Origin of the sequence: Bacillus sp. KS1, assembly GCF_020075515.1 — a bacterium.
Classification (GTDB): domain Bacteria; phylum Bacillota; class Bacilli; order Bacillales; family Bacillaceae; genus Bacillus; species Bacillus velezensis.
Genome location: NZ_JACAWW010000017.1, coordinates 53,788 through 77,508 on the forward strand (window position 1 = coordinate 53,788; position 23,721 = coordinate 77,508).

Below are 23,721 nucleotides of genomic sequence, written 5' to 3' on the forward strand. Positions count from 1 at the left end.
TTCTGCGCACTATCTCTCATTTCCTAAATAATAACTTTACGATTGTTGAAAAAGAAACAAACATTTTATAATATTGTGTAAGCACCACCGAGCAGGAGGACGGGCCATGGACAAAAAAGAACAGCTCCTCACGAATTTCAGGGACTTTTTTAACAAGATGGTGTGGCTGAATAGGCTGAAGATGGAAGAAAGCCTTAAGGGGCATAAACCTTCTGAAGTGCATTGCATCGAATTCATCGAAAAAATTGAAGACGCCAATGTGACTAAACTTGCGGAGTCCCTTTATATGACAAGAGGCGCCATAAGTAAATTAACGAAAAAGCTTATCAATAAAGGCCTTATCGAAAGCTATCAGAAGCCGCTTAACAAGAAAGAAATCTATTTCAGGCTTACTGAGCAAGGAAAAGTCATTTATAAAATTCACGAGAAATTGCACAAAGAGTTTCAAGAACGGGACAAAATCGTGTTTGAACAAGTAACCGATGAACAATTTGACACGATGCTGAACTTCGTGGAAACATACAGCAGGCATTTGGATTCAGAAATAAAGAAACTTGGTGCAGACACATAGGCAGCCCTTCTCCATGAAAACGGGCTGCCTTTTTATATCCCTCTTATTGTTGACAAAGAAACAAAATCACTCTATTATTTTGTTGACAAGGAAACAAATATGGAAATTTTGAGAGGAGAATACTATGTCAACACATAAAAGAAAGGAACTTCGGATGCCAAAAGAAGTTCTCACAGCCGCCTGGGCTATTGCACTGGGAGCAATCGCTCCAATGCTTGACTCTACGATGGTAAACATCGCCATCGACAAACTGACCAAAGACTTCAACACGACATTGGATACCATTCAGTGGTCCGTTACAGGCTATGTCTTAGCACTTGCGATTGCAGTACCCGTATCCGGCTGGCTTATGAATAAATATAACGGTAAGAAAATCTTCATCGGCTCAGTCATCGCCTTTGGTGTCATTTCTGTTTTTGCGGGGATGAGCCGTGACGTTTCCAGCTTCATCTTCTTCCGATTGCTTCAAGGATTCAGCGCCGGCATTATGACTCCGCTTATGTCAACACTCTTGGTTAAAACGGCAGGTCCGGAAAACCTGGGAAAAGTGATGGCAATCGTCAGCACCCCTATGATCTTCGGCCCGATTTTAGGACCTGTCATCGGAGGCTTCATCGTCCAAGGCGCTTCATGGCATTGGATTTTTTACATCAACGTGTTCATCGTTTTGATTGCTGCACCGCTTATGATGAAAACCATTCCAGACTTTGAACCATTCAACAAAGATCGTAAACTCGATATTTTCGGGATTATCAATTTGTCATTAATGAGCGCGGGATTGATTTACGGTATTACGAAAGCGGCGGAGCATGCATCATTTAACAATAGCGACACCATTTTATGGGCGGGCATCGGTCTTGTTTCAGCAGCCATTTATCTTGTATATAATCTGATCAAGAAAAACCAAACCGTGCTGCCTATGAATTTGTTTGCAAACAAGAGCTTCTTATCATCTTCGATCGGGTTGTTCTTAGCGAATGTTGCCATCATGGGGCCGATGTTAATACTTCCGCTGTTTTTTCAAAACATTCGTCATTTCACGGCAGTCGGAGCAGCACTCGCTTTAATCCCTCAAGGAGTCGGAATGCTCGTGACTCGTCCGCTGATCGGAAAAATGATTGATAAGATCGGTGCGAAATACGTGGTTACGGTCAGTCTTGTTCTTTCGCTGATCGGATCTATCCCGCTTATTTTTATCACCGATAACACAAGTATGATTTGGATTTCCGTCGTATTATTTATCCGCGGCACCAGTTTTGGAGGAATTATGCTACCATTGATGAGTGACGCTTATACAGGCCTTGACAGCAAACAGCTTCCCGAAGCAGGTGTCGGTATTCATATGATTGAAAACCTCGGTTCCAGCTTTGGGTCAGCTGTGATCGCAACCGTTACCGCAACTGTCATACAAGGATTGCAGCCGACGATTCCGAACAGTTTAAAAGGCTACCATGCCGGATTCTTAGTATCCGTCATCATCCTTGCGGCTATCTTCATTCCAAGTCTGTTCCTTACCCATAAAAAGACTGCAGTATAAAGAACTTTTTAAAGTAAAAAACCCTTGCGCAGCAAGGGTTTTAGTGAATGAAACTGATGATTGTTGCCGGCAGAGTCAGCCAACAATAGACAAAGCCTTTTACTCATTCACATTGCTTTTCATTAACCATTCTACTTCCGTTAATTCTTGTTTTTGAACGTCTTTTGTATGTTTTTTCGTAAAATGGACTTTAACAGCTTCTTCGTTTTCCCAAATCTCCCAAAGCATGATTTTGCGTTCTGATGGTTCGAGCGGATGAGCATGGAACTGAATACAGCCTTCTTCTTTGTTCGTTTCTTCCTCAAGTTTTTTGAATTCCTTCATTATTTCATTAAGGTCTCTGTCGCTGATGATTTTTAAGCATGCCGTTATGTAATGCATCGAAATTCGCCCTCTTCCCATCTTTTTATGGCTTTACATTATAACATGTATCGAAAAACGAAACCGGCATACCGCATTCTCAACATATAAAAAACCGTCCATAAAAAATGAACGGCAATGTTTATTTAAGAGCATTAAGAGCGACTTTTGCAGCCTCAGCGATAAGAGTATTATTATAATCGGCATCTTCCGTAAACCGGTTTGACAGAATTGCCAAAACAATTGGGGCTCTGTCAGGCGGCCAAACGATCGCAATGTCGTTTCGTGTGCCGTAGCTTCCGGCTCCGGATTTATCGCCGACTTCCCATCCTGCAGGAGCGCCTGCCCGAATCAGTTCGTCGCCGGTAGCGTTGCCCCGCATCCAATCCGTTAAAATCGTGCGCTTGTCAGTCGTGAGAGTGTTACCCAAAGCGAAAGTCTTAAGGTCAGTTGCCAGTGCTTTTGCGGTGCTTGTGTCACGACGATCCCCGGGAATCGCCGAGTTTAGATCCGTCTCGAATCGATCAGCTTTCGTTACATGATCCCCGATCTGTTTCAATGACTTTTCGAAACCTTTAGGGCCGCCAAGCTGCTGCAGCAATAGGTTCCCGGCGGTATTATCGCTGTAACGGACAGCGGCTTCTGAGATTTCTTTCAGGCTCATGCCTGTATCCAGGTGTTTTTCTGTGATTGGAGAATATGTAACTAAATCGTCTTTACTGTAGCGGATGATGGCATTAAGTTTTTCATTTGAGCTTTTCTTCAGAACAGCAGCCGCGGCCAGAACTTTATAGGTTGATGCGTAAGCAAACCGTTCATTCGGCCGATAAGCGATTGTCTTGTTTGAACCTGTATCAATCGCATAAACGCCGAGCCTGGCATCAAATTTTTTCTCAAGCTGAACAAATTTCTGATTCGTTATACAGCTTGTCATTTTTGTGTTTTCTATAGACTTCGCTTCAGCATGCGCTGAGCCGAATAAAGGATTGAAACCGGTAAAGCTTAAACATAAAAGTCCAATGCATAGTCCAACTTGTATTCCCGCTTTATTTTTCACATTCAGGCCTCCTCATTATAATGTTTTTGTATACATCTTCTAATAAACAACACAAACAGGAAAACAGTCAATATATTTCCTTTGAACGATTAAATCCTGCATTCTGATTCCTCTCCTTATTAAATGCGCCGCCCTTGCCGCGTTTAAATGTTTGCATGTTTCGTGTTCATCATCTACTTGTTATCCCTCCGTGCAAATAAAAACGGACACAGTCAGAGCACAGTGAGCTGTGCAATGATCAGTGTCCGCAGGCTTTCCGTCTTGGACCTATATATGTTCTCTTGCAGACTATAAAAATCATAAGGTAAGTTAACAAACGCATTACCTTAATCTCGCCAGTCAAAAAATTATATCATTTTATATATTTCAATAAGATTATTATCTGGATCTCTGAAATGAGCAACTCGTGCACGCCATTCCTGACGATCATGTGGTTCATTGACGCATTTAATCCCTTGCTTGTGCAGATAGTCATACGTTTTATCAACATCTTCTACCTTAAATTGAAGCAAAAATCTCGATTGCGCATCTCCGTCTAAAGATTTTCTTTCTTCTCCAACTATTTCAGCCATATTTTCTCGAGATAAAAGCTCTATTTTCGTTTCTCCATTATCGAAAAGTGCATATTCCATTTCCTTCTCTAACCAACTTATTGGAAGTCCTAATGAATCTTTGTAAAACTCGACGCTTTTCTTAAAATCATTAACCAATAGTCTAATTTGCAGCAACTTCATATTGAACGCCTCCTATCATTTTACTAGCCATTCATTTAATCATACAATAGGGACCTGACAGCATTATGTCAAGTTTGCATAAAAAAATTTCCCATACTGCACCAAAATTTCGGGTGAAAGCCTTCGGAGATTCATGAAACTGCGTTTGATCAATTCACATTCTTAGTTTGAATTCTCCTCCTCTCCACCGTGAAGGCTCCGGCCATGTAAGTCGCGCATCCGTAAACATCCGGCCCCCCGCTTCTGTAAGTAATACAGCTGATAGAATGATTGACTGAATCGTTTTATCACCGTCATTGCTTCCCCTGCTTTTTATATTCTGCGATTTCCTTAGGGGTAGCCTTTCGGACTCCGTCTGTGTCTGTCCTGTTTGCCACTTGAACGCCTTCCATGTTTTTTATCTCGCTGACTACTCCCAAATGCTCTAAATACACATGATCACCAATCTTGAAACGATTCAGTTTGGCCCGCTCCTCGGTCATGCTCCTGTATTCAGTCGCGGCTTTCATTTTTAATTCAGCCAGACACATTTGACAAAGGGTTACTGTTACAGAATTGCCGTTAAAATCAGTAAACGAAACCGCTCTGACAGATTCCTTTTCCGGGTGCATCGTGCATGTTTTCTTCATAGGTGATGGCCGTGTAAATTCAATCATGCCGCTTCCTCCTCAAAAAAAAGTCTTTTCGTCCCTCTGACATAGCGGTAGATGAACGGGAAGTTCCATGCACCCGCATTATAACCGTCACAATACATGGAGATTTGCCTTTCCTTCGCCGTCTGACGGATTTTCATACATCCTTCATAGCTGTAAGCCTATATTCCTTTATATTCCCAATGCTTGCCGTACTTCCCTGTTAGGTTGAAGTTTCTAAAGCTGTTGACCAGTTGCCGCATGTTGGTTCCGTGCGAAAAGTCGTATCCCAATTCATACGGGTGAATTTCAGCCCTCTAATATGTGTGTATGCTATGCTTTTTAAAGGAGGTGCATCACATGATGTTCTAACAACCGATTCAACCTGAAGCTAACTCTTCTCCAATTCCCGATCATAAAATAAGTAAATTTACCCAGAACAAATTAATCATTTTGCACTTTCAAAATACTTATTTGTCTTCCCCTTCATTCCTACATGATAATATCTTGTTAAAGTATTTCGAATGAAAGGATATGGTCATGAAAGTTTTCGAAGCAACCACCCTGCTGGCCGCTGCCAAACAGCGCGCGGGTGAATACAAAAAACTGCGCGGCCAGATGGTCAATCTGAAAAAAGCGTTTCAAGGCATGGCTGATCTCGGTGACAGCGACTTCTCAGGCCGGGGCGCTGACAACATCAAAGCCTTTTTCCAAGACCACGCCGGCGTCACAGACAGCTGGCTTGATCTGATCGATATGAAAATCGCATTTCTCACAAGCCTTCCCGGTAAGGTCGAAGACGCCGGACTTTCCAATTCGCATCTGGAGGAATCATTTCTGGAGCATGAGCTTACCCACGCCCTCAGTAAATCAAAGGCCATTATGGAAGGGCAAAAAAAGGACATGGGGTCCATCCTCGGAGAGATCGAAGACATCATCTCGCTCGAATTATTTTCAACCGAAAGCACAGATCAGAAGCTTTCTTCAGCTGACAAAAAAAGAAGCGAAACGATACATAAGCTCGGCAAGCTTGATCACGATCTAACGAAGGAATACACAGAAACCGAAGCGAACGAACAGTTCATCCAGGCCGATTTTCAGCAGCTCCAAAACGCCACAGGCAAAGGAAAAAGCGCCACGCCGCTTCACTACAACGCTAAGGCGTACCGTGAAAGCGACATCCATAAGAAAAAAGGCGAGATTGCAAGACATTCGGATGCTTATTTGACGATTAAAAAGGAAGAAGCGAAAGAGCGGGAAATCCAGGATCTGAAGAAAAAGCTGGCCGCTGGTGTCACCGATCCGGATGAATATTTGGAAATCGCGAAAAAGATCGGCTATGAAAATCTTGAACCCGCTCAGGTGCAATATGTGATGCAGCTTGAACAAGCAAAGCAGCTCGAAGAAGTCGGAGAAACAGCTTGGGATATCGTCAAAGGAATAGGCGTCGGCCTTTATGATGTGGGAAAAGACACCATAACCGGCGTCAAAGATCTGGCTGTCGGCGCATGGGATTTTTACCATCTCTCCGATGAACAAAAAGTCGCTAAAACCATATCGGCTGTGCTGAACACGCCTTCCTACGCAAAAATCATATGGACAAACCTAGCCGATTCATGGAATGATAAAATGGTTAACGGGGATGCGTATTCAAGATCACATTACATCACCTACGCCATCGGGAGCATTGTCGGACTCAAAGGTTCCGGCTCAGCTGTAAAAGTATCAAGCAAGCTCGCGAAAACAGGTGCCGCCAAAGTGGATAACGTCTTGGAAGCCGGTGAAAAAGCGGCTGCAAAACATGTAAAAACCGGGATTAAAAAAGGAAAAGACTATATCAATTCCGTTTCGAAAAATAAGTACCAACCCGTACTTGCCGGAATAGCACAGGATATTGAAAATACTCACAATGTGAAAAATACGCCTTTGTTGAAAAGTATTATTGAAGATCAGAAAGAGAGTGTTCTCAGTAAATCTGTGACTTCAAATTTTAGTACTGGAAAAAGCAAGTATACCGCCGATACAATGAAACATATTTATCATGGAGAAGTTAATAAACGCGGTAAAGCAGTTGGCTACCACCATGAAAGCATGATGGGCGGGAAGATTATACCAGGTACAGAAAAGAAACCTGACAAAAATGGAGTGTATATGGCGAAAGTTGAAGTCGGGTCTGTAAAAAAGATAGCGGATTCAAGTTTCTTTCCAAGAGAATGGAACCGCGCTGATGTATTAAAAGCAATTGACGAAGCTTATCATACTAGAAAACAAGTACGTTCAAATAAGTATAGGGGAATCACTTCAACAGGAATTAAAATTGAAATGTATTTAAATAGTGACGGAACAATAGCAACAGCATATCCGTTATATAAAAAATAATCTTAAAGGTGACCGTGACACATGAAATATTCATACAGGTTTGATAAAGATCCATTTGGTGATATAAAAATAGTTCTACCAGAAGAAATCAGCATTTTCTCTGACTTCATTGAAAATATTACCACAATAGAACAAACTGATGAGTATATAGAATACATTCAGAATGTTTTAAATGGGATACATGAGGATTTTGAAATTGATTTAAATGGGATAAGTGTATTGATAAAAAAAGATGTTACCGATGTTGAAAACCCTTTTTTAATCGATGACCCTTATAAAAACTCAATAGAAACAGACCAATTTAAAGAGTTGTTATTAATATGGAGAAATAAAATTCCTGAGATATTTAAAGATTAAGTACATTCATTATTCTACGAGCCGGTATTCAAATTTCCCAGAGGACCAAAATATTAAAGCCTTTCTCATAAGAGAGGGGCTTTATCTGTGTTTTCAATAGGATAGACTTTCTTCAGTCCGTAGATCCCATCAGCATCAGGCTGGCGGCAAAGAACCTTGCAGTATACAGCGAATGTACTTAAAAATCAGCTCAAAAAAGTTTCATCAGCAAACGGATATGTAAAAAACCCTTGCTGTGCAAGGGTTTTGATTATGATTCCGATTGGGCTCGAACCAGCGACCTCTACCCTGTCAAGGTAGTGATTAACTTCTGAAAGAAACAGAGGTATTCTCTCAAGTGATTCTGATGAAAAATTATCTTTTTTGACCAAAAATGAAGAGTTTGACCCCAAAAGGTAATATATCATACTTTGTTTGCATCCCATCTGAAGTTAAATCATAAAACAATTTTTTCCACCGTAAATCTAGTTTGGATTCCTGATGTTATTTAAATTACACAGAGCACTGGCGGACGTTCAGACTACTCGGCTCTCTAATAATATATTCTTTTTCCACGGTATAGACCTAGTCACCTTTCTATTAAAAGTTTGAAATCTGGAGAATCTATGTCTATTTGCACAATTTTCTTTCAATATATATAAAAATATGTAATTAAATCATTTTAATCTAAACTAAATTATGTAATAATTATTATAATATTTCCCACTATAACCAACTATATACTTTGTAGGGGAATTATAATAATTCATGAGGTGATATTAATGTACTATGCAACACTTCGTCAAAAACAAGGGGAATGCAGAGCTTTAAAGCAGCTTGAAGAGTTTGGAAATGATATATCTAAATTCGTGCCTAATATAATTATTAAGGATGCGAACCAAGATTGTTTAGATGATATTAGAAAGAGTTACAAGGGATTTGTTTTGCTAGATGTAAGAGATTGTGAACCAGAAGACATAGTTGTTTTAGAAGAGCTTCTTGAGAACAATTTAAATAAAGATTTTGAAATCATGTATCCAGTGGAATACATAGTGGATGATAACAGAAAAGAAGACAAAAAATATGTCCGGATTGACGAGTCTGTTGTTAACCAGTTCTTTATTAAATGGTTAAATCAAAACCAATCTTCCTTGCCTAACAGAGTTATGTTAGACTTTGAATTTATAGACAGCGAAAGTTCAAAAATATCCGAGTTCAAATCGGTGCTAGAATCTTTAAAGAAACACGAGATTATCATCATGAGTGGTGCTGTTCCACAAACTATACCAGTCTCTTCGGAAGAGAACTACACGCTAAGACGTTTTGAAAAAGACCTTTTTAAAAAGATTGAAGCTCTAGCACCAACCAATTCTAAACTTTACTTCGGTGACTACACTTCAGTTAGTCCAATTCTCTCAACTGGTGGAAGAGCTATTGTGCAAATAAAATACACTCTTAAAGATGATTACTGGTTTGTAAGAAATGGTTTACGTCGTGGAAATTACGACTTTGTGGATGTTTGCAAAGAAATCTCTAATTCCTTTGATTTTGATCAACAAAATTGTTGGGGGGATTCATTCATTCAATCTGTAGTCGATGAAAATGTAAATAAAGGTAATCCTTCAGTGTGGACCTCAATAGGAATTAACAAGCATATCGTGGCTTGTTTAAATGAGATATAAGGGGACAGGTGATTAATCACCTGTTTTTAGACATTTTTCAGTAAGAGTCGCACTCTATTCTTAAGCTTATTCTTAAGTGAGTTAGGAACTGTTTCGTCTAACCTTTTTATAACTTCTTGTTTAAAAAGCTCTCTTATTTTCCTTTTTGGAAGCTTTTTCCCAAGGTAATCATCCATCAAAGCTATTTTTTTCACATCTTCCGAAGATAACAAAGATATAAAGTCTTTAAAAGAAAGATTCGGGTTTAATCTTGCCTTCTTTATAAAGGATAAACGAACAGTATTTACTCTGGTTTTTTCAGCTACAATAATCCCCCAATGTTCGGGTACGAACTTAGTGATTGATTCTGCAAACTTCTGCCCCACTACTACGTAATTCATCTCAAAGTTCTTGTCATACTCGGGTATTTGCGTAGTTAGTCGTTTTATTGAATCAAAATCACTTTTTATTTCGTATGCAACCACATGTCCATTTACAGCTACTATATCTGCCCGGGCTTTTCCAGAGGGGACAGTTACCTCTTCGAAAACTCTACAGTCTTTATAAGTGGTTAGTCTAGAAATGAGAGTTGAGCGTATTTCTTTATCATCAATCTTTTTCATATTATCACCTACTACTCCATATTCTATACATCGATTTCGAATTTATCAATTACTTATAAGTGAACTCAATTTAAAATTTGAACATATCCTCTACAATTTACATTTATGCTTTTTAAAGTATCATTTGCTGCAAATATTATGATCCAAATTGAAGAAATACTGCAACAAATCCTCAGTCTATAAGCTGAAAAAGGCCCTTTCCATATTCGTAGGCAGGCCTTTTTTATACCTTAAAACATCCCATTCCAAACTCCTGAAATCGTCTTACTGCATACGCTGTCTTCGCACCATATGCGCCGTCGATTCCGAAGATCCGGGTAGTAATGAAGAGCCGCCAGCGCCGTTTGTATCTGTTTTACGGCCTCCCCTCGGGTCAATGGGCTTGTGACTTTAAAAATGCCCGCAGGCAGGCGGAAGAATGATTTTTTGCCGCCGGATGGAAAACCGGCAGATCCGGTCAGCTTTAATACTTGACCGGCTTTAATCAAGTTCGGGTCCTTGATGCCGTTCAAGCTTAGCAGGGTTGCCATGCTTACGCCTGTTTTTTGTGCAATTACAGAAAGGGCATCACCTTTCTTGACGGTGCACGTCGCCCTGCTGGTCTTAGAATCTGTTTTTGTGGTTTGGATACTTTTTTACCTCCAAGGCGTTCAAGTTCTGCAACGATGGCCGCTTTCATTTCATCCCAGCGCCCCTCATTTAAAATACGGTGCGGACAGTATTTTCCATTCCAGTCCAGTGGCTTTCTGATCCCGTCAACGCCTCTGCTGTCCGGTACCGCGCGCCACCTGACTTACTGTAGCAGATTTCTACTGCAATAGACTTACGGTTCCCGGTTCCGTTTGTGCCGTCGCCAGAGTGCCAAGCATTCCGGTTCAGCGGAATTCCCTGAATCACTTCTATATCACCGAGGGCAAAATGACAGCTCATCTATTCTGTTACCGATCATATAACTCTGATTTCATTGGAGACCGCCGGCGTCATTTCTTGTATTGTGAATGATTTTCGGATTGCCGCTGTATTTGTCATACAAAACTAAACTAAATATTCTGTTTTTCAAATGCCAAAAAACAGCAGGATTAACCAACTGCTGATAGTTATCACTTTAGCCGTTCAGTGATACAGAATTTTTGTATTTCTCTGTAATGAACAGGCTTCGGCAAAGACCGCCGCCTTAAAGGCGATGTTCATCTCCCTTGCAGTATACAGCGAATGTACTTCAAAATCAGCCCAAAAAAGCAGTTCCGTCCCTATTTAGATAAATAAAAATACTAAAGACAAAAATAAAAACCCTTGCTACGCAAGGGTTTTGGCTATGATTCCGACTGGGCTCGAACCAGCGACCTCTACCCTGTCAAGGTAGCGCTCTCCCAGCTGAGCTACGGAATCATGATATGTATGTGTTGCTGGGTATGTTGTTGTCTCTCTGACATTTATAATTATATATCCTGGTTTCTCATTCGTCAACACTTTTTTTATCTAAAATAAAAAAAGGGCGCGTCATAAAATTGACGGCGCCCTTTTCGTTTATGATCTCACTTGGGCGGGGGTTATTTTTTTCAATGCCTGTTCGAAGTCCCGTTCTAAATCTTCGGCGTTTTCGACTCCTACGCTCAAGCGCAGAAGGCCGTCTGTAATGCCGCGTTTCTCCCTCTCTGCTTTCGGCATGGCGGCATGCGACATGGCTGCAGGATATGAGAGAATGGATTCGACGGCGCCGAGGCTGACGGCAAATACCGGAAGCGATACGTTTTCGACCAGCTTTTTGACGGCTTCTTTGCTTTCCAATTCAAAGGACAGGACGGCGCCCGCACCGCTCGCTTGCCGTTTATGGGTATCAGCTCCCGGGTGTCCGGCAAGGCCGGGATAGTAAACGTTTTTGACGGCAGGATGCCCGTTAAAATAGGCAGCCAGCCGCTCAGCAGTCCGGCTCGCTTTTTCCAGTCTGACCTGCAATGTTTTTAAGCCTCTCAATACGAGCCAACAGTCCTGAACGCCGAGCACCGCTCCAAATGAGTTTTGCAGCTTATACAGCTGATTGCCGAGCTCTTCATCCTTTACGGCGGCAAGGCCTGACAGCACGTCACTGTGGCCGCTTAAAAATTTCGTCGCGCTGTGGAGCACGATATCTACGCCGAGATCAAGCGGACGCTGCAGAGCAGGCGTCATGAAAGTATTGTCAAGGTATGTCAGACAGCCGTGATCCTTTGCCAGTTTGACGACGCCCTTAATATCCGTGATGCCGAGCGTCGGGTTTGACGGTGTTTCCATATAGATGGCTTTCGTGTTCGGCCGGATGGCGCGCGCGACAGCTTCTGTGTCCGTCATATCGACAAAGGTATGTTCGATTCCGAAACGGGACAGAACCTCAGTCACCATGCGGAATGTTCCGCCGTACACATCCTCCGTGACGAGAACATGGTCGCCTTGGGATAAGAGCAGAAACGCCGTCGAAATCGCCGCCATTCCTGAGCTGAAAGCAAAACCTCTCGTTCCGCCTTCAAGACCTGCGATCGTTTCTTCAAGCGCTGTTCTTGTCGGTGTGCCTGAGCGGCTGTAGTCATATGTCCCGAATTCTTCAAATGAAGACTGATGGAATGTGGAAGCATGCTGGATCGGGACGCTGACGGCTCCGGTGGCTCCGTCTGTTTTAAATGGATTGTGCACGAGCTGGGTTTCCAGCGTCCAATTGTGATTACTCATATGACACGGCCCCCTCTTTTACTTGCTGTAATGCCTGCTTTACATCCCGCTTCAAATCTTTTGCATGTTCAATGCCCACTGAGAATCTCAGCAGACGGTTGCAGACGCCGTTTGCGATACGGATGTCTTCCGGAATGTCCATGTGCGTCTGTGTCGCGGGGTATGTAATAAAGCTTTCCACCCCGCCGAGACTTTCTGCGAAACAGATCGTTTTCAGCGCCTTTAAAAACGGATTGACCCATTCCTCTTTTTGCAGCCGGAAAGACAGCATCCCGCCTTTTCCGGGATATAACACGTCGGCGATTTCTTCTTCCTGTTCTAAAAATTCTGCAAGTTCACGGGCGTTTTCTTCATGACGGCGCATTCTGAGTCCGAGTGTTTTCATCCCTCTCATTAAAAGCCACGAATCAAACGGCGGGAGAACCGCGCCGATCGCATTTTGGTGATTAAACATGATCTCGCCGAGCTCTTCATCCTTAACGACAGCCAGACCGGCAAGGAGATCATTGTGCCCCGCTAAATATTTTGTGGCGCTGTGAATGACGATGTCCGCTCCCAGTTCAAGCGGGCGCTGTAGCACCGGGGTATAAAACGTATTATCCACAATTAAAAGCAGGCCGGCTTCTTTCGTAATCCGGGCGATTTTTTCAATGTCCGCCTCCTGCATTAACGGGTTTGTCGGTGTTTCAACAAATACCGCTTTCGTATTTTCCGTTATTTTGGAGCGTAAACAGTCTTCATCGCTGAAATCATCGTAAATAAAGCTTAAGCCGTATTTTCTCCATTCGTTTTCAAACAAACGGTACGTGCCTCCGTATAAATCGGAGGATACAATCAATTCATCCCCGCTTTTAAACAACGCCATAATGGTTTGAATGGCTGCCATTCCCGAGCTGAAGGCAAATCCTCTCGCACCGTTTTCCAACACGGCGATGGCGTCTTCGACGAGCTGGCGTGTCGGGTTTTTCGTGCGCACGTAATCAAAACCTGTAGATTCTCCTATTCCTCTATGGCGGTAAGCGGTGGACAGATAAATCGGCGGACTGACCGTTCCCGTTGCTTCTTCGCTTCTATTTCCGATTTGGGCTAATTTTGTATCAACATGCTGCGTCATCAGTAAGCACCATCCTTTTTCAAAAATAAAAAAGCCCCCTCTTCATAAGAAGAAGGAGCTTTTCTCTTCCTCTTATCTTCCAAGCATGTGAATCGCTTGCTGGATTTAGCACCTTGGCACTTTGCCTTCCCGCGGCAAAGCAAACCGGTTGCTGAGGTTTCAAAGGGCCAGTCCCTCCACCTCTCGTGATAAGAATATTGTTTTGTATTTTCTGATTGTTCTATATTAACGCACTATAAAATGAATTTCAATAACTTTTTTATTTATCTGAACTCTCGCAAGAAGTGCATCTGAAGAAAGAAATTTCTAATAATTCATGGTACAATAGGAAAAAACCATCAAGACAAGAAGCGGCCTGGAGGAATGCGATGTGGCATCAAAAAACGGAATCATTCATGAGAAAAAACTTTTCTCCCATGAGCTTGAAGAGGAAATGACCGTTTTGGTCTACCTGCCCGCCACCTTCTCCCCCCTGTATAAATATCATACGGTCATCGCTCAGGACGGCCATGATTATTTCAGATTAGGGAGAATCGGGCGGCAGGCGGAAGAGCTTATGTCAAAAGGGGAGATTGACCGCTGCATCATTATCGGCGTCCCTTATAAAAATGTGCGGGAGCGAAGAAACACATACCATCCAGAAGGCTCTAAGTTCGCCTCATATAAGCGGTTTATCGCAAATGAGCTCGTTCCTTTTATCGACAAAGAATACCCGACTTATCAAGTCGGATACGGCCGCACCATGATCGGGGATTCCCTCGGCGGAACCGTTTCGCTCATGACGGCGATTGACTATCCGAACATGTTTGGAAACGTCATCATGCAGTCTCCGTATGTTGACGGACACGTGCTGGATGCCGTCCGGCAGTCGGAGGATCTCAAACAGATTTCCGTTTATCATCAAATCGGAGAAAAAGAAACCGGCGTTCACACGACAGACGGCCAGGTTCTTGATTTCACCGTGCCGAACGAAGAGCTCAAACAGCTGCTGGAAAGCAAACAGTCTGAATACACGTATGAAACCTTCGACGGGGATCATAAATGGACCTACTGGCAGCCGCTCATCACGCCGGCGCTGAAAAAAATGCTGTAACCATTCATTTAAGGAGGGAACTTTCATGAAATACGGTATTGTTTTATTTCCATCAAAAAAATTACAGGATCTCGCAAATTCGTACCGGAAACGCTACGACCCGAGCTACGCGCTCATTCCTCCGCACCTGACGCTAAGAGATCCGTTTGAAGCGACAGAACAGGAAATCGAGCAGGTCGTGTCACAGCTGAGACAGACGGCGAAAGAGTCGCATCCGCTCGTTCTGAAAATCACAAAATACAGCTCGTTTTCTCCTGTGAATAATGTGATATATATGAAAGCGGAGCCGACGGAGGAATTAAAATCTCTGAGTGAGAAATGCTACTCAGGAGCATTATCCGGCGAGCCGGAATACAGCTTCGTTCCGCATGTCACGGTCGGCCAGAAGCTGTCGTCAGATGAACATTCCGACGTACTCGGACAGCTGAAAATGCAGGACATTTCCCACGAAGAAGTCATCGACCGTTTTCACTTGCTCTATCAGCTGGATAACGGCTCATGGACTGTGTACGAAACATTTTTATTAGGCGGAGGAGAATAACTGTTTGGAATCCATCATCGCAAAAACTGAAAAACAGCTAGACGACGCTTTTTTCGTCAGAAAAGAGGTCTTCGTTAAAGAACAGCACGTTCCGGAAGAAGAAGAGATTGATCAATTCGAGGACACGTCAGAGCATATAGTCATATATGACGGCGGCCAGCCGGTCGGAGCCGGCAGATGGCGCATGAAAGACGGGCATGGAAAATTAGAACGCATCTGCGTGATGAAAAGCCATCGTTCTTCAGGCGTCGGAGCCATCATTATGCAGGCGCTTGAAAAAGCGGCGGCAGCCAAGGGCGCCGACAGCTTTATCTTACATGCGCAGACGCAGGCAGTTCCGTTTTACGAAAAACAAGGATACCGCGTCACATCCGGCGAAGAATTTCTCGATGCGGGCATCCCCCATCTGGAAATGATAAAGGAACACAAACGATAAAATCAAAAGCACTCCTGCTATAAACAGGAGTGTTTTTTTTATGAAAATCATACTATTTCATGAAATTTATTTCATTTTATGGAAGGTTAATGTATGTTTAGTATACGAAGTATTACAATTCATACAAAAAATACAATTCATATTTCGGAGGGATAAACATGACGGCACCAAAAGGAAAACACATATTCGGGACTGTTAAAGTGGGTACAAAAGGACAGATTGTCATTCCTAAAGAAGCAAGAGATGTTTTCGATATAAATCCGGGGGATTCACTGCTTATGCTTGGGGATGACCAGCAAGGTATCGCACTTGTTAAACAAGAACTCTTTTTCGAATTTGCAAAAGATATTTTAAACGCTAAGCAAATAGATGAAGATAGCGAGGATGAGTAAATGCACGCGATTGAGCTGAAGCAATTAACGAAACATTATAAAGAAACCGCCGCCGTTGACCGTCTTGAATTCTCAGTTGAGAAAGGGGAATTTTTCGCTTTACTCGGTGAGAACGGAGCCGGAAAAACGACATTAATCAGTATGCTTTGCGGACTCCTTTCTCCGGATGACGGTGATGCATCAGTGTTTGGACACAGTATTTTGACTGATTTGGATAAAATAAAACCGAAATTGAATATGTCCCCGCAGGAAACAGCCATCGCTCCTCATCTAACCGTACGGGAAAACTTAGAGTTTATAGCCGGAGTCTACGGAATTCCAAAAAAAGAAGCAAAAAAAAGAACAGATGAGATGCTCGAATTGTTTCAATTAAAAGAGAAAGAAAGAGCAAAAACAAAAACATTATCAGGAGGAATGCAGCGCCGCCTCAGCATCGCAATGGGAATGATTACAAAACCGGATATTTATTTCTTAGATGAGCCGACATTAGGGCTGGACGTCCGTTCACGCCGTGAGTTGTGGAAAAATCTTGAGGCATTAAAGGGTGACATGACGATTATTTTAACGACACACTATTTAGAAGAGGCTGAAGCCCTGGCAGATCGTATTTGCATTTTAGAAAATGGGACTTTAAAAGCACTGGGCACGGCGGAGGCCTTGAAAAAGCAAACTCATTCAGCCACATTTGAAGATGCCTTTTTAGCGATTTGTGACGGAGAGGCGGGTCTTTATGCTTGATTTCGCCATTCGCAACCGCAAAGAAATTTTTCGTGACCCCCTGTCTATTATCCTTGGAATCGCACTGCCTGTTATTCTATTGTTTCTGTTTACGGCGATTGAAAAAAATGCGCCGCTTGATACCTTTAAAATTCAGCACTTAGCACCCGGACTCATTGTTTTCGGTTTCGCTTTCCTTACGATGTTCTCTGCATTGCTGATCGCAAAAGACAAACAGACCGCCCTTTTGACCCGTTTGTTTGCTTCCCCTTTAAAAACAGCCGATTATGTCATCGGTTATGCACTGCCGATGCTGCCGTTAGCCATTTTACAAATCGTCATTTGTTTTATCGCAGCAGCGGCTGCCGGTTTATCCGCCGAGTGGATGAATCTTCTCGCAGGTATCGCTGTCTTGCTGCCGATTGCGATGATGTCCGTTTTCTTCGGTTTATGTTTAGGGGCTGTGTTTACGGACAAACAAATTTCAGGTATCGGAACGATTTATATTACACTCGTGCAATTTCTGGGCGGGGCTTGGATGGAGGTGAGCCTGCTCGGTGACACATTCAAACATATCGCTTATGCCTTACCGTTTATTCACTCGATCGAGCTGGCCCAGGAAGTCATATCCGGAGATTATTCTTCCTTTCATCAGCATATTTGGCCGATAACGGGATATACCGTTTTGGCGCTTGCACTTGCTTTCCTCAGTTTTATGAAAATCAGGAAGAGATAAAAAAAGCCTGCACTCCGTAATGGGAGCGCAGGTCTTCTTTATTACGTTTCTTTCAGAAGGTTTATCGTATGCGGCAGCAGACGGTCATCCCCTGGACTGCCATGGCCCGGAACGACAATGCTGATGTCCTGATATCTTTTCATGACTTTGCTGACGGCGCGCGGCCACTGATCCGGATAAAAACCCGGAGTAGGCACGATTTCCTTTGTTTCCAAAGCCTTGATTAAGCATCCGCCGAATAAGAGCTTATCCTCAGGCAGCCAGACGGTCATATTGTCTTCCGTATGCCCTTTTCCCGGATAAAACGTTTCAATTTTCATATCGCCAAACTGCAGCTTTGTCTCGTTTTTCAAATCTCCGAGCGGCCGGTCATATCCCTGCTGTCGGGCGAAGTCGGCGGTCAGCTTCGTGCTGTGCACCTTTACACCGTATTTGTACAGGGAGTTCAGACCGCCGATACGATCGTCATGGGCGTGTGTCACAATGGCATCGGTCATCCTTTTGCCGGGAAACCGCTGTTTTATTTGTGTCATTAACTGCCCTGTGAGACTGTCATTCCACGGAGTATCAATCAGTACGATTCCTTTTGAAGTCTCAAGAAGCAATCCGTTCGCAGGGACGGGACTTCCGTCTGCCGTACCGGTGCTTGTATGCATCCAGACATGCGGCGCCAGCTGTGTGAGAGTGACATCTTTTGCTGCGAAGCTCTCCGCCGCGTGTGCCGGTTTCATTCCGGCAGTAAAGAGGCCGAATAGAAATAACCCCGCAATTAATAATGAAAGCTTTCTCAAATTGAATCATTCCTTTCCGCATCTTTCATATATACGACCCAAAAAAAACCCGGATATATCCGGGCTTTTTCACACGTATTGATTTATCAGCCGGCCTTTTCCCATGATTTGCGGCAGACGGGAAAGAGAGCGCTTACGTTTTTCCTCATGTACTTTCTTTTCTGCGGCTGCGGTGTTTTCCTGGCGGCGCTCCACCTCTCTGTACAACCTGTCATTGGCGAGGGCGGCCGCTTTCGTAATGCCGGCGTAATCAGGCTTATAACCCGCTGCCCGGTTTGCGTATTGAGAATACTGCTGGTTTTGAATCCGTCCTGCATAAATCATATGTACCCCTCCCCTTCGCTTTTCATTTCCCTTAATCTTACTTTTTGAAACGCTGTTCTTTTGTTATGATATTCTTTGTCTATCAAATGGATGAACACCTTTTAATGGGAGGACCCCTTTTTGAAATGCGCCCGACTGAATAACCGAACGATACATTTACATACATATTCCAGAGAACATTACCAATTCCTTTTTGAAGAAGCTCAAAAAGGAAATATTTTTTGCGCACATTGTGACCAGCCCGTCTTGATGCGGCTTTCGATTTTAGAGCAGCCGGCATTTTATCACCGGCAAAAGGGAGACTTCACCGCCTGTGAAAAAGCATGCGCGGCCGAGGAACCGCAAGCGGAGAAAGAAAAAGAAGAGTATAAGGAAGCCGGCATGTTCCGCCTGCCGAAAGGAAAAGCGATTTCAGAGAATCCGAAACCGATCGTCTCAGAATGGAAAAGCCCGAAAAAAGTGCCTGCGGCCGAACCGTTTTCACCAACATCCGAGGCGGCTGATACATCTTTGTTCCCCGGCATCGGCCTGAACCGTGAACAGATGAAGGCAGTTACTGAAACGGACGGGCCTTTGTTAGTGCTTGCCGGAGCGGGAAGCGGAAAAACAAGGGTGCTGACAGCACGCGCCGCCCATATGATTGAACACCTCGGCATTTCACCCGAGAATATGCTGCTTGTGACCTTTACGACAAAAGCCGTCGCCGAAATGAAAGAGCGGATGGCGAATGAGTACGGTCTGGCAGCCGGAAAAGTCTCCCGTCTCGTGACCGGAACATTCCACAGTTTTTTCTATAAAATACTCTATCATTATGATTCTTCAAAATGGAATGGCAGCCAGCTTTTAAAAATGGAATGGCAAAAAGAGCAATATGTGAAAAAGGCGCTATATGAAGAAAATTTGGATGAAAAAGAGTTTCCCGTCGACCAGGCGCTTCAGCTTATCGGCTGCTGGAAAAACACGTATCTCCCCCATGAGACCATTCCGCTTGCGGACGACTGGGAGAAAAAAGTGTACAGGCTCTACGAACATTACGAACGGCAGAAGCGGGAAAAACACCAATTTGATTTTGATGACATGGCCCAAGGCTGTTATGAACTGTTTCAAAGCCGGCCTGATATTCTCGCGCAGTACCAAAACAGATTTTCTCATATCTTGATTGATGAGTTTCAAGATATCAATCCTGTCCAGTACAACATTATGCAAATGATCGCAAGCCCAGAGAATAACCTGTGCTGCGTGGGTGATGACGACCAATCCATTTATGCGTTCCGCGGCAGCAGCCCGTCTTTCATTCTTGATTTTCAAAAGGATTATCCGGCAGCAAAGACCATTTACTTAACGGCAAATTACCGATCGCCGCATCCGATCGTCTCAAGCGCTCATGCCGTCGTAAAGAAAAATAAAAAACGGTATGAAAAAACACTATCTGCCGTCAAAGACGGCGTTCACAATCCCGTGATATTTTATCCTTACGATGAAGAAGAAGAAGCGACCATGATTGTTTCAGATATGAAAGAGAAAATTCAAAACGGGGCGAGTCCTGACGATTTTGCCGTGCTTTACCGGACAAACAGCGCCGGACGGGCCATTTATGAAAGACTGCATCAATCATCGATTCCTTATCATGCCGACCGGGGCGTGCAGACGTTCTACAGCCGCAGAATCGTACGCCAGATCCTCGCCTACTTATATGCGAGTCAGAATGAAGATGATCCGGATGCGGTGAAAGACCTGCTGCCCGCCTTATTTTTAAAACAATCCGCCCTGCAAACGTTAAAGGCGCTGTCAATCACGGAAGATTGCACGATGATTAAGGCCCTGACGAAACTGCCTGACCTGAAGCCTTTTCAAATAGGGAAGATCAAGCAGATCGTTCCGTTTTTCGCAAGCATCCGGACAATGAAGCCGGTTGAAGCCATCACCTTTGCAGAAAGCAAAATGGGTTTTTCCGAGTATTTAAAAAAACGGGGCAATGAGGGAAACAAACTGGAAAAAGGCTCTGATGATCTCAGGGATGTCAAAGTGGCCGCCAAAAAATTCAAAACCATTCCCGATTTTCTTGCGCATGTCGATCATATGCGCGCCGCTGAGAATCTGAAAACCGATGAAAACGGCGTCGAACTGCTGACCATTCATCGCTCTAAAGGTCTTGAATTCAATACGGTCTATATTTTAGGCGCGGCTGACGGCTCGATCCCCCACGACTTCGCGCTTGAGACGGCGAGACAGGGCGATCCCGCTCCGCTCGAAGAAGAAAGACGGCTTCTGTATGTCGCAATGACAAGGGCCATGCAGCATTTATATGTATCTTGTCCCGCGTACAGGCGGGGAAAAACAGCGCGCAGCTCAAGATTTCTCGAGCCCCTTCTTCGGACGGACAGACGGAGCGCACTCAGGATATAAAGAACCCGGCAGATCACTGCCGGGTTCTTCTCACATAAAAAGGCCTTTTTAGCAAGGCCGGCTGACGCCTATTTATTGTTCAGCATTTTAGAAATGGTGCCAAAATCAAGTTTCTCTTTACCGCTTGTAATAGATTGAACGATTTTGTCTTCCAATTCTTTCGGAACACGCTTGTTAGCCAGCTGGGACACCTTCTGAATGACGCCTCTCACCGTGTTTTCATCTTTGAAATTGGCATTTTGCAATGATCCTGCAAGGTTCATGACATCCTTCATGCTGACGCCTGTTTTCTTCTCAATATTTTTGAAAAATTGATTATCCATGGTGTGCCTCCTTTTGTGGAGTAATACGATATTGTATGAATAAAGAGCGGAACATGTGCCCGTAAGACAAGGAAAAAATTCCGAGTGCCCGTCTCTATACTCCTTCATACATCAGGGAAGCACGGGACTGAACGGTCCCGCGCTTATCCAAGCTCTTGCTAAGGTTTAGCCAAAAAAGGATGCACCGACAATGATCAGAAGGATGAACAATACGACAACAAGAACAAATGTTGAGCCGTATCCGCCTCCGACATAGCCGCCTCCGTATCCGCCGCAGCCGCCATAACCGCCGTAGCCGCCGCCGAATCCGCCATATCCGAATCCCATATCTAAGCACCTCCTTTACTCTCTATACTCTATGTGAGCCGACTTGTTTGGCTTGGATAAATGCATAGGGCCGGTGCGGATTTCATTCATTTTAGTGAGAATGCTCATTTTTCTTCAGTTTTGCTTCTGTTTCGGCGGCAAATACATCTATCCATTCCTCAAAGCGCGATCCCGCTTCATCAAACTCAGACAGCTGTTTTTCAATAGATAAGATATATTTGTCATGCTCCCGCTGGTTTTGATTGTGCCGGCGGTATTTACCGTTTATGAATGATTCAAATATATTCATAACATCCCCTCCTCCTATGATCTATGCCGAACAGAGGCCGGCGTTCGGCAAAAAACAAAAAAACCGGAAGCTCCGGTTTTTTAGAGAACGGCTATTTCGGTTTTTTCTTTTGGCCGCAGCCGCAGCCTTTTTTCTTAATTTTTTTTTCGTAAGGCTGATGCACAGTTGTTTTGTATGGAGAATGTTGGGAAGGTTTGCTTGATTGATTCATGGTGATCCTTCCTTTCCTTATGTCATATATGCCAGTTTATGCCGAAAGTGACGGTAAGTTGCTGGTGGAACCGCCTTATTCCTGCAGAAGACGAGAAACCGCAGCTTCAATGATCCCGGCCGCGCCGGCTATGGCTAACAGCAAAATCAGCCATTGCGCGGCCTCGGGCACCACAATCTGCGCCGCAATTAAAAAGGCGGCACACCACACGCCCGTACACCAGTAGCAGCTGAGAAGTTCACCGATAAATGCCCTGATGCCTTTTCCTTTTATGACAATGTAGGTTTCTGTCGTGCCGTCGGGTGCGGTTTCTGTTTTTTCCTCGTGAAAAAGGCTCCGAAGCGGCGCCATAATGGTGTCAAATACGAAAAGCCTGGCCAGCCGGAAAACGGCAAACGATAACAGAATAAATGAAAGCCAATTGATAACCACCTGTTCACTCCTTTTCAAAACTTGACCTCTTTATACATATGCGAAAACCCTGATCTTCATGAATCGCACCTTGTCCGGTAAAAAAATAGGTGCGGTTTAGTTGTTTTTCTTATTCCGCTCGGCGTTTCATTTGCATTATATAAAGTATGAATGAGAAAGGAGTGAAGGTTATGTCGTTTGAAGAAAAAGTCGAAACACTGCAACCGCAAATATACGAACAATTATCCAACGAATTCGAGCAGACGATCGAAGTGATTGATTGCGAAAATGTCACAATAGATACAACACATATAACGGCCGCTCTTTCTATACAAGCCTCAGTTACTACGGCGATTATCCTCGCGACACAGCTCGCGATCGCAGATGAAGACACAGCCGACCAAATAGCAACCGAACTGCTGATCCTGGATGATTGCCAAATCAAAAAGAGGACCGTCATTCAAGTCCTGAACAGCCGCAATATTAAAATCACACTGACTGCAGACGATATTATGGCCTTTGTACAAATTTTGTTTCAATTATTAAATATACTTTTTGCTGAACTAGACATCCTTTAACTCTTTCTTTTCAAATATTTAAATAGAGGTGAGAACAAATGGCAGATAACGAAAAATTAAAAAAAGAACTCGAAAATCTACCAGAAGTGGATCCGCTTTTAAAAGTGCTTGTCAGCAATGTCTTCAAAAAACATGGCGTGACAAAAGATAAAATGCGGGAAATACCTGATGAAGAAAAAGAAATGCTGATCGCATTAGTCAAAGACATGCAGGCAAAAACAGAAGCTTTTCTTGAAAGCCAGAAACAGAAAAAAGAGCAGGAAAAAGCGCAAGATCAGCCGACCAATCCGCAAACCCGCAGAGAACAATTAATCGAACAGCTCCGGCAAAGACGCCAAAATCCCGGTCAATAACTAAAAAATAGTGATTTTTATCAGGATAGATGCCTGAGTCAAAATAAGGGGCCGGCTCATTTAATAATAGTAAAAGAAAAGGAGGA

Annotated in this window: 27 protein-coding genes, 1 tRNA gene, 1 pseudogene and 1 riboswitch; of the genes and pseudogenes, 14 read left to right on the plus strand and 15 right to left on the minus strand. The window is 43.6% G+C overall.

The genetic code is table 11. From position 1 onward, the window contains the following. Window positions 1-106: 106 nt before the first annotated feature. Together HWY38_RS10795 and HWY38_RS10800 are read left to right on the plus strand one after the other, a co-directional pair. On the plus strand, window positions 107-571 hold the full coding sequence (locus HWY38_RS10795; protein ID WP_224181831.1) for a MarR family transcriptional regulator: 465 nt from the start codon (window positions 107-109) through the stop codon (window positions 569-571). A 124-nt stretch (window positions 572-695) separates the two neighbouring features. Continuing rightward, complete coding sequence (locus tag HWY38_RS10800) at window positions 696-2,108, plus strand: MDR family MFS transporter (RefSeq protein ID WP_224181832.1); 1,413 nt, start codon at window positions 696-698, stop codon at window positions 2,106-2,108. A 99-nt stretch (window positions 2,109-2,207) separates the two neighbouring features. Here HWY38_RS10800 and HWY38_RS10805 read toward each other — a convergent pair whose 3' ends face one another. The 4 genes from HWY38_RS10805 to HWY38_RS10820 all read right to left on the minus strand — a co-directional run bounded on the left by HWY38_RS10805 (window position 2,208) and on the right by HWY38_RS10820 (window position 4,915). Then, the gene (locus HWY38_RS10805) at window positions 2,208-2,489 is read right to left on the minus strand and encodes a putative quinol monooxygenase (protein WP_411908472.1); all 282 of its coding nucleotides are present in this window, start codon (window positions 2,487-2,489) and stop codon (window positions 2,208-2,210) included. Between the two features lie 121 nt (window positions 2,490-2,610). Further along, the gene (gene bla / locus HWY38_RS10810) at window positions 2,611-3,531 is read right to left on the minus strand and encodes a class A beta-lactamase (RefSeq protein WP_224181941.1); all 921 of its coding nucleotides are present in this window, start codon (window positions 3,529-3,531) and stop codon (window positions 2,611-2,613) included. Window positions 3,532-3,872: 341 nt separating this feature from the next. Then, window positions 3,873-4,259, minus strand: a complete 387-nt coding sequence (locus HWY38_RS10815; protein WP_007407334.1) for a VOC family protein — start codon at window positions 4,257-4,259, stop codon at window positions 3,873-3,875. 293 nt (window positions 4,260-4,552) lie between these two features. After that, window positions 4,553-4,915 (minus strand): hypothetical protein, encoded by a 363-nt coding sequence (locus HWY38_RS10820; protein ID WP_038457666.1) that lies wholly within the window; start codon window positions 4,913-4,915, stop codon window positions 4,553-4,555. A gap of 516 nt (window positions 4,916-5,431) precedes the next feature. Between HWY38_RS10820 and HWY38_RS10830 the strand changes: the two genes are divergently transcribed. The 3 genes from HWY38_RS10830 (at window position 5,432) to HWY38_RS10840 (ending at window position 9,288) form a co-directional block, all read left to right on the plus strand. Then, window positions 5,432-7,270 (plus strand): T7SS effector LXG polymorphic toxin, encoded by a 1,839-nt coding sequence (locus HWY38_RS10830; protein WP_224181834.1) that lies wholly within the window; start codon window positions 5,432-5,434, stop codon window positions 7,268-7,270. 21 nt (window positions 7,271-7,291) lie between these two features. Next, window positions 7,292-7,627: a hypothetical protein gene (locus HWY38_RS10835; protein WP_007610697.1), complete on the plus strand. Its 336-nt coding sequence runs from the start codon at window positions 7,292-7,294 to the stop codon at window positions 7,625-7,627. 761 nt (window positions 7,628-8,388) lie between these two features. Further along, window positions 8,389-9,288: a beta family protein gene (locus tag HWY38_RS10840; RefSeq protein ID WP_224181835.1), complete on the plus strand. Its 900-nt coding sequence runs from the start codon at window positions 8,389-8,391 to the stop codon at window positions 9,286-9,288. A 26-nt stretch (window positions 9,289-9,314) separates the two neighbouring features. On the opposite strand, the gene HWY38_RS10845 is transcribed toward HWY38_RS10840, so the two are convergent. From HWY38_RS10845 to HWY38_RS10865, 5 genes and pseudogenes are all read right to left on the minus strand, one after another. After that, window positions 9,315-9,890: a sce7726 family protein gene (locus HWY38_RS10845; RefSeq protein WP_224181836.1), complete on the minus strand. Its 576-nt coding sequence runs from the start codon at window positions 9,888-9,890 to the stop codon at window positions 9,315-9,317. A 253-nt stretch (window positions 9,891-10,143) separates the two neighbouring features. Continuing rightward, window positions 10,144-10,950: pseudogene (locus tag HWY38_RS10850) on the minus strand (LysM peptidoglycan-binding domain-containing protein); the annotation flags it as partial. 256 nt (window positions 10,951-11,206) lie between these two features. After that, a tRNA-Val gene (locus HWY38_RS10855) sits at window positions 11,207-11,279 on the minus strand. 138 nt (window positions 11,280-11,417) lie between these two features. Continuing rightward, on the minus strand, window positions 11,418-12,593 hold the full coding sequence (gene metC, locus HWY38_RS10860) for a cystathionine beta-lyase (RefSeq protein WP_082997850.1): 1,176 nt from the start codon (window positions 12,591-12,593) through the stop codon (window positions 11,418-11,420). After that, the gene (locus HWY38_RS10865; RefSeq protein WP_224181837.1) at window positions 12,586-13,707 is read right to left on the minus strand and encodes a methionine biosynthesis PLP-dependent protein; all 1,122 of its coding nucleotides are present in this window, start codon (window positions 13,705-13,707) and stop codon (window positions 12,586-12,588) included. Before HWY38_RS10865 ends, metC begins: the two co-directional genes overlap by 8 nt. Window positions 13,708-13,776: 69 nt before the next feature. Then, window positions 13,777-13,902: riboswitch (SAM riboswitch) on the minus strand. A 175-nt stretch (window positions 13,903-14,077) separates the two neighbouring features. Between HWY38_RS10865 and HWY38_RS10870 the strand changes: the two genes are divergently transcribed. The 6 genes from HWY38_RS10870 to HWY38_RS10895 all read left to right on the plus strand — a co-directional run bounded on the left by HWY38_RS10870 (window position 14,078) and on the right by HWY38_RS10895 (window position 17,622). Next, window positions 14,078-14,800 (plus strand): esterase family protein, encoded by a 723-nt coding sequence (locus tag HWY38_RS10870; protein ID WP_224181838.1) that lies wholly within the window; start codon window positions 14,078-14,080, stop codon window positions 14,798-14,800. A 25-nt stretch (window positions 14,801-14,825) separates the two neighbouring features. After that, window positions 14,826-15,341, plus strand: coding sequence for a YjcG family protein (locus HWY38_RS10875; RefSeq protein ID WP_007610690.1), 516 nt, complete (start codon window positions 14,826-14,828; stop codon window positions 15,339-15,341). 4 nt (window positions 15,342-15,345) lie between these two features. Next, window positions 15,346-15,777: a GNAT family N-acetyltransferase gene (locus HWY38_RS10880; protein ID WP_224181839.1), complete on the plus strand. Its 432-nt coding sequence runs from the start codon at window positions 15,346-15,348 to the stop codon at window positions 15,775-15,777. Between the two features lie 158 nt (window positions 15,778-15,935). Beyond that, window positions 15,936-16,169, plus strand: a complete 234-nt coding sequence (locus HWY38_RS10885) for an AbrB/MazE/SpoVT family DNA-binding domain-containing protein (RefSeq protein ID WP_007409078.1) — start codon at window positions 15,936-15,938, stop codon at window positions 16,167-16,169. Continuing rightward, complete coding sequence (locus HWY38_RS10890; protein WP_224181840.1) at window positions 16,170-16,907, plus strand: ABC transporter ATP-binding protein; 738 nt, start codon at window positions 16,170-16,172, stop codon at window positions 16,905-16,907. Next, a complete protein-coding gene (locus HWY38_RS10895) occupies window positions 16,900-17,622 on the plus strand; it encodes an ABC transporter permease (protein ID WP_224181841.1) in 723 nt (240 codons plus the stop codon). The genes HWY38_RS10890 and HWY38_RS10895 overlap by 8 nt, the downstream gene beginning before the upstream one ends. Before the next feature lie 41 nt (window positions 17,623-17,663). Here HWY38_RS10895 and bla (HWY38_RS10900) read toward each other — a convergent pair whose 3' ends face one another. Then, entirely contained in the window at window positions 17,664-18,413 is a 750-nt protein-coding gene (bla, locus tag HWY38_RS10900) for a subclass B1 metallo-beta-lactamase (RefSeq protein ID WP_224181842.1), read from the minus strand. Window positions 18,414-18,482: 69 nt separating this feature from the next. Next, window positions 18,483-18,737 (minus strand): hypothetical protein, encoded by a 255-nt coding sequence (locus HWY38_RS10905; protein ID WP_032874485.1) that lies wholly within the window; start codon window positions 18,735-18,737, stop codon window positions 18,483-18,485. 120 nt (window positions 18,738-18,857) lie between these two features. On the opposite strand from HWY38_RS10905, the gene HWY38_RS10910 reads away from it, so the two are divergent. Next, complete coding sequence (locus tag HWY38_RS10910) at window positions 18,858-21,143, plus strand: ATP-dependent helicase (RefSeq protein ID WP_224181843.1); 2,286 nt, start codon at window positions 18,858-18,860, stop codon at window positions 21,141-21,143. 68 nt (window positions 21,144-21,211) lie between these two features. On the opposite strand, the gene HWY38_RS10915 is transcribed toward HWY38_RS10910, so the two are convergent. From HWY38_RS10915 to HWY38_RS10930, 4 genes are all read right to left on the minus strand, one after another. Further along, window positions 21,212-21,466, minus strand: coding sequence for a stage VI sporulation protein F (locus HWY38_RS10915; protein WP_003154986.1), 255 nt, complete (start codon window positions 21,464-21,466; stop codon window positions 21,212-21,214). 165 nt (window positions 21,467-21,631) lie between these two features. Then, on the minus strand, window positions 21,632-21,793 hold the full coding sequence (locus tag HWY38_RS10920) for a YjcZ family sporulation protein (RefSeq protein WP_007610678.1): 162 nt from the start codon (window positions 21,791-21,793) through the stop codon (window positions 21,632-21,634). A gap of 91 nt (window positions 21,794-21,884) precedes the next feature. Beyond that, a complete protein-coding gene (locus tag HWY38_RS10925; RefSeq protein WP_012117306.1) occupies window positions 21,885-22,082 on the minus strand; it encodes a hypothetical protein in 198 nt (65 codons plus the stop codon). A 286-nt stretch (window positions 22,083-22,368) separates the two neighbouring features. After that, window positions 22,369-22,725, minus strand: a complete 357-nt coding sequence (locus HWY38_RS10930; protein ID WP_014417437.1) for a DUF1360 domain-containing protein — start codon at window positions 22,723-22,725, stop codon at window positions 22,369-22,371. Window positions 22,726-22,895: 170 nt separating this feature from the next. On the opposite strand from HWY38_RS10930, the gene HWY38_RS10935 reads away from it, so the two are divergent. Both HWY38_RS10935 and HWY38_RS10940 read left to right on the plus strand, forming a co-directional pair. Beyond that, window positions 22,896-23,282 carry a spore coat protein gene (locus HWY38_RS10935; protein WP_003154992.1) on the plus strand — a complete coding sequence of 129 codons (387 nt, stop codon included), beginning with the start codon at window positions 22,896-22,898 and terminating at the stop codon, window positions 23,280-23,282. Between the two features lie 38 nt (window positions 23,283-23,320). Continuing rightward, a complete protein-coding gene (locus HWY38_RS10940) occupies window positions 23,321-23,635 on the plus strand; it encodes a spore coat protein (protein ID WP_224181844.1) in 315 nt (104 codons plus the stop codon). The last annotated feature ends 86 nt before the right edge of the window (window positions 23,636-23,721 follow it).

Coding starts and splice junctions, on each gene's coding strand:
- HWY38_RS10840 (WP_224181835.1), top strand. CDS start 8,389: ATGTACTATGCAACACTTCGTCAAAAACAAGGGGAATGCAGAGCTTTA.
- metC (WP_082997850.1), bottom strand. CDS start 12,593: ATGAGTAATCACAATTGGACGCTGGAAACCCAGCTCGTGCACAATCCA.
- HWY38_RS10890 (WP_224181840.1), top strand. CDS start 16,170: ATGCACGCGATTGAGCTGAAGCAATTAACGAAACATTATAAAGAAACC.
- HWY38_RS10940 (WP_224181844.1), top strand. CDS start 23,321: ATGGCAGATAACGAAAAATTAAAAAAAGAACTCGAAAATCTACCAGAA.
- HWY38_RS10895 (WP_224181841.1), top strand. CDS start 16,900: ATGCTTGATTTCGCCATTCGCAACCGCAAAGAAATTTTTCGTGACCCC.
- HWY38_RS10865 (WP_224181837.1), bottom strand. CDS start 13,707: ATGACGCAGCATGTTGATACAAAATTAGCCCAAATCGGAAATAGAAGC.
- HWY38_RS10915 (WP_003154986.1), bottom strand. CDS start 21,466: ATGGATAATCAATTTTTCAAAAATATTGAGAAGAAAACAGGCGTCAGC.
- HWY38_RS10795 (WP_224181831.1), top strand. CDS start 107: ATGGACAAAAAAGAACAGCTCCTCACGAATTTCAGGGACTTTTTTAAC.
- HWY38_RS10830 (WP_224181834.1), top strand. CDS start 5,432: ATGAAAGTTTTCGAAGCAACCACCCTGCTGGCCGCTGCCAAACAGCGC.
- HWY38_RS10875 (WP_007610690.1), top strand. CDS start 14,826: ATGAAATACGGTATTGTTTTATTTCCATCAAAAAAATTACAGGATCTC.
- HWY38_RS10815 (WP_007407334.1), bottom strand. CDS start 4,259: ATGAAGTTGCTGCAAATTAGACTATTGGTTAATGATTTTAAGAAAAGC.
- HWY38_RS10925 (WP_012117306.1), bottom strand. CDS start 22,082: ATGAATATATTTGAATCATTCATAAACGGTAAATACCGCCGGCACAAT.
- HWY38_RS10920 (WP_007610678.1), bottom strand. CDS start 21,793: ATGGGATTCGGATATGGCGGATTCGGCGGCGGCTACGGCGGTTATGGC.
- HWY38_RS10935 (WP_003154992.1), top strand. CDS start 22,896: ATGTCGTTTGAAGAAAAAGTCGAAACACTGCAACCGCAAATATACGAA.
- HWY38_RS10885 (WP_007409078.1), top strand. CDS start 15,936: ATGACGGCACCAAAAGGAAAACACATATTCGGGACTGTTAAAGTGGGT.
- HWY38_RS10820 (WP_038457666.1), bottom strand. CDS start 4,915: ATGATTGAATTTACACGGCCATCACCTATGAAGAAAACATGCACGATG.
- HWY38_RS10845 (WP_224181836.1), bottom strand. CDS start 9,890: ATGAAAAAGATTGATGATAAAGAAATACGCTCAACTCTCATTTCTAGA.
- HWY38_RS10905 (WP_032874485.1), bottom strand. CDS start 18,737: ATGATTTATGCAGGACGGATTCAAAACCAGCAGTATTCTCAATACGCA.
- HWY38_RS10835 (WP_007610697.1), top strand. CDS start 7,292: ATGAAATATTCATACAGGTTTGATAAAGATCCATTTGGTGATATAAAA.
- HWY38_RS10805 (WP_411908472.1), bottom strand. CDS start 2,489: ATGCATTACATAACGGCATGCTTAAAAATCATCAGCGACAGAGACCTT.
- HWY38_RS10800 (WP_224181832.1), top strand. CDS start 696: ATGTCAACACATAAAAGAAAGGAACTTCGGATGCCAAAAGAAGTTCTC.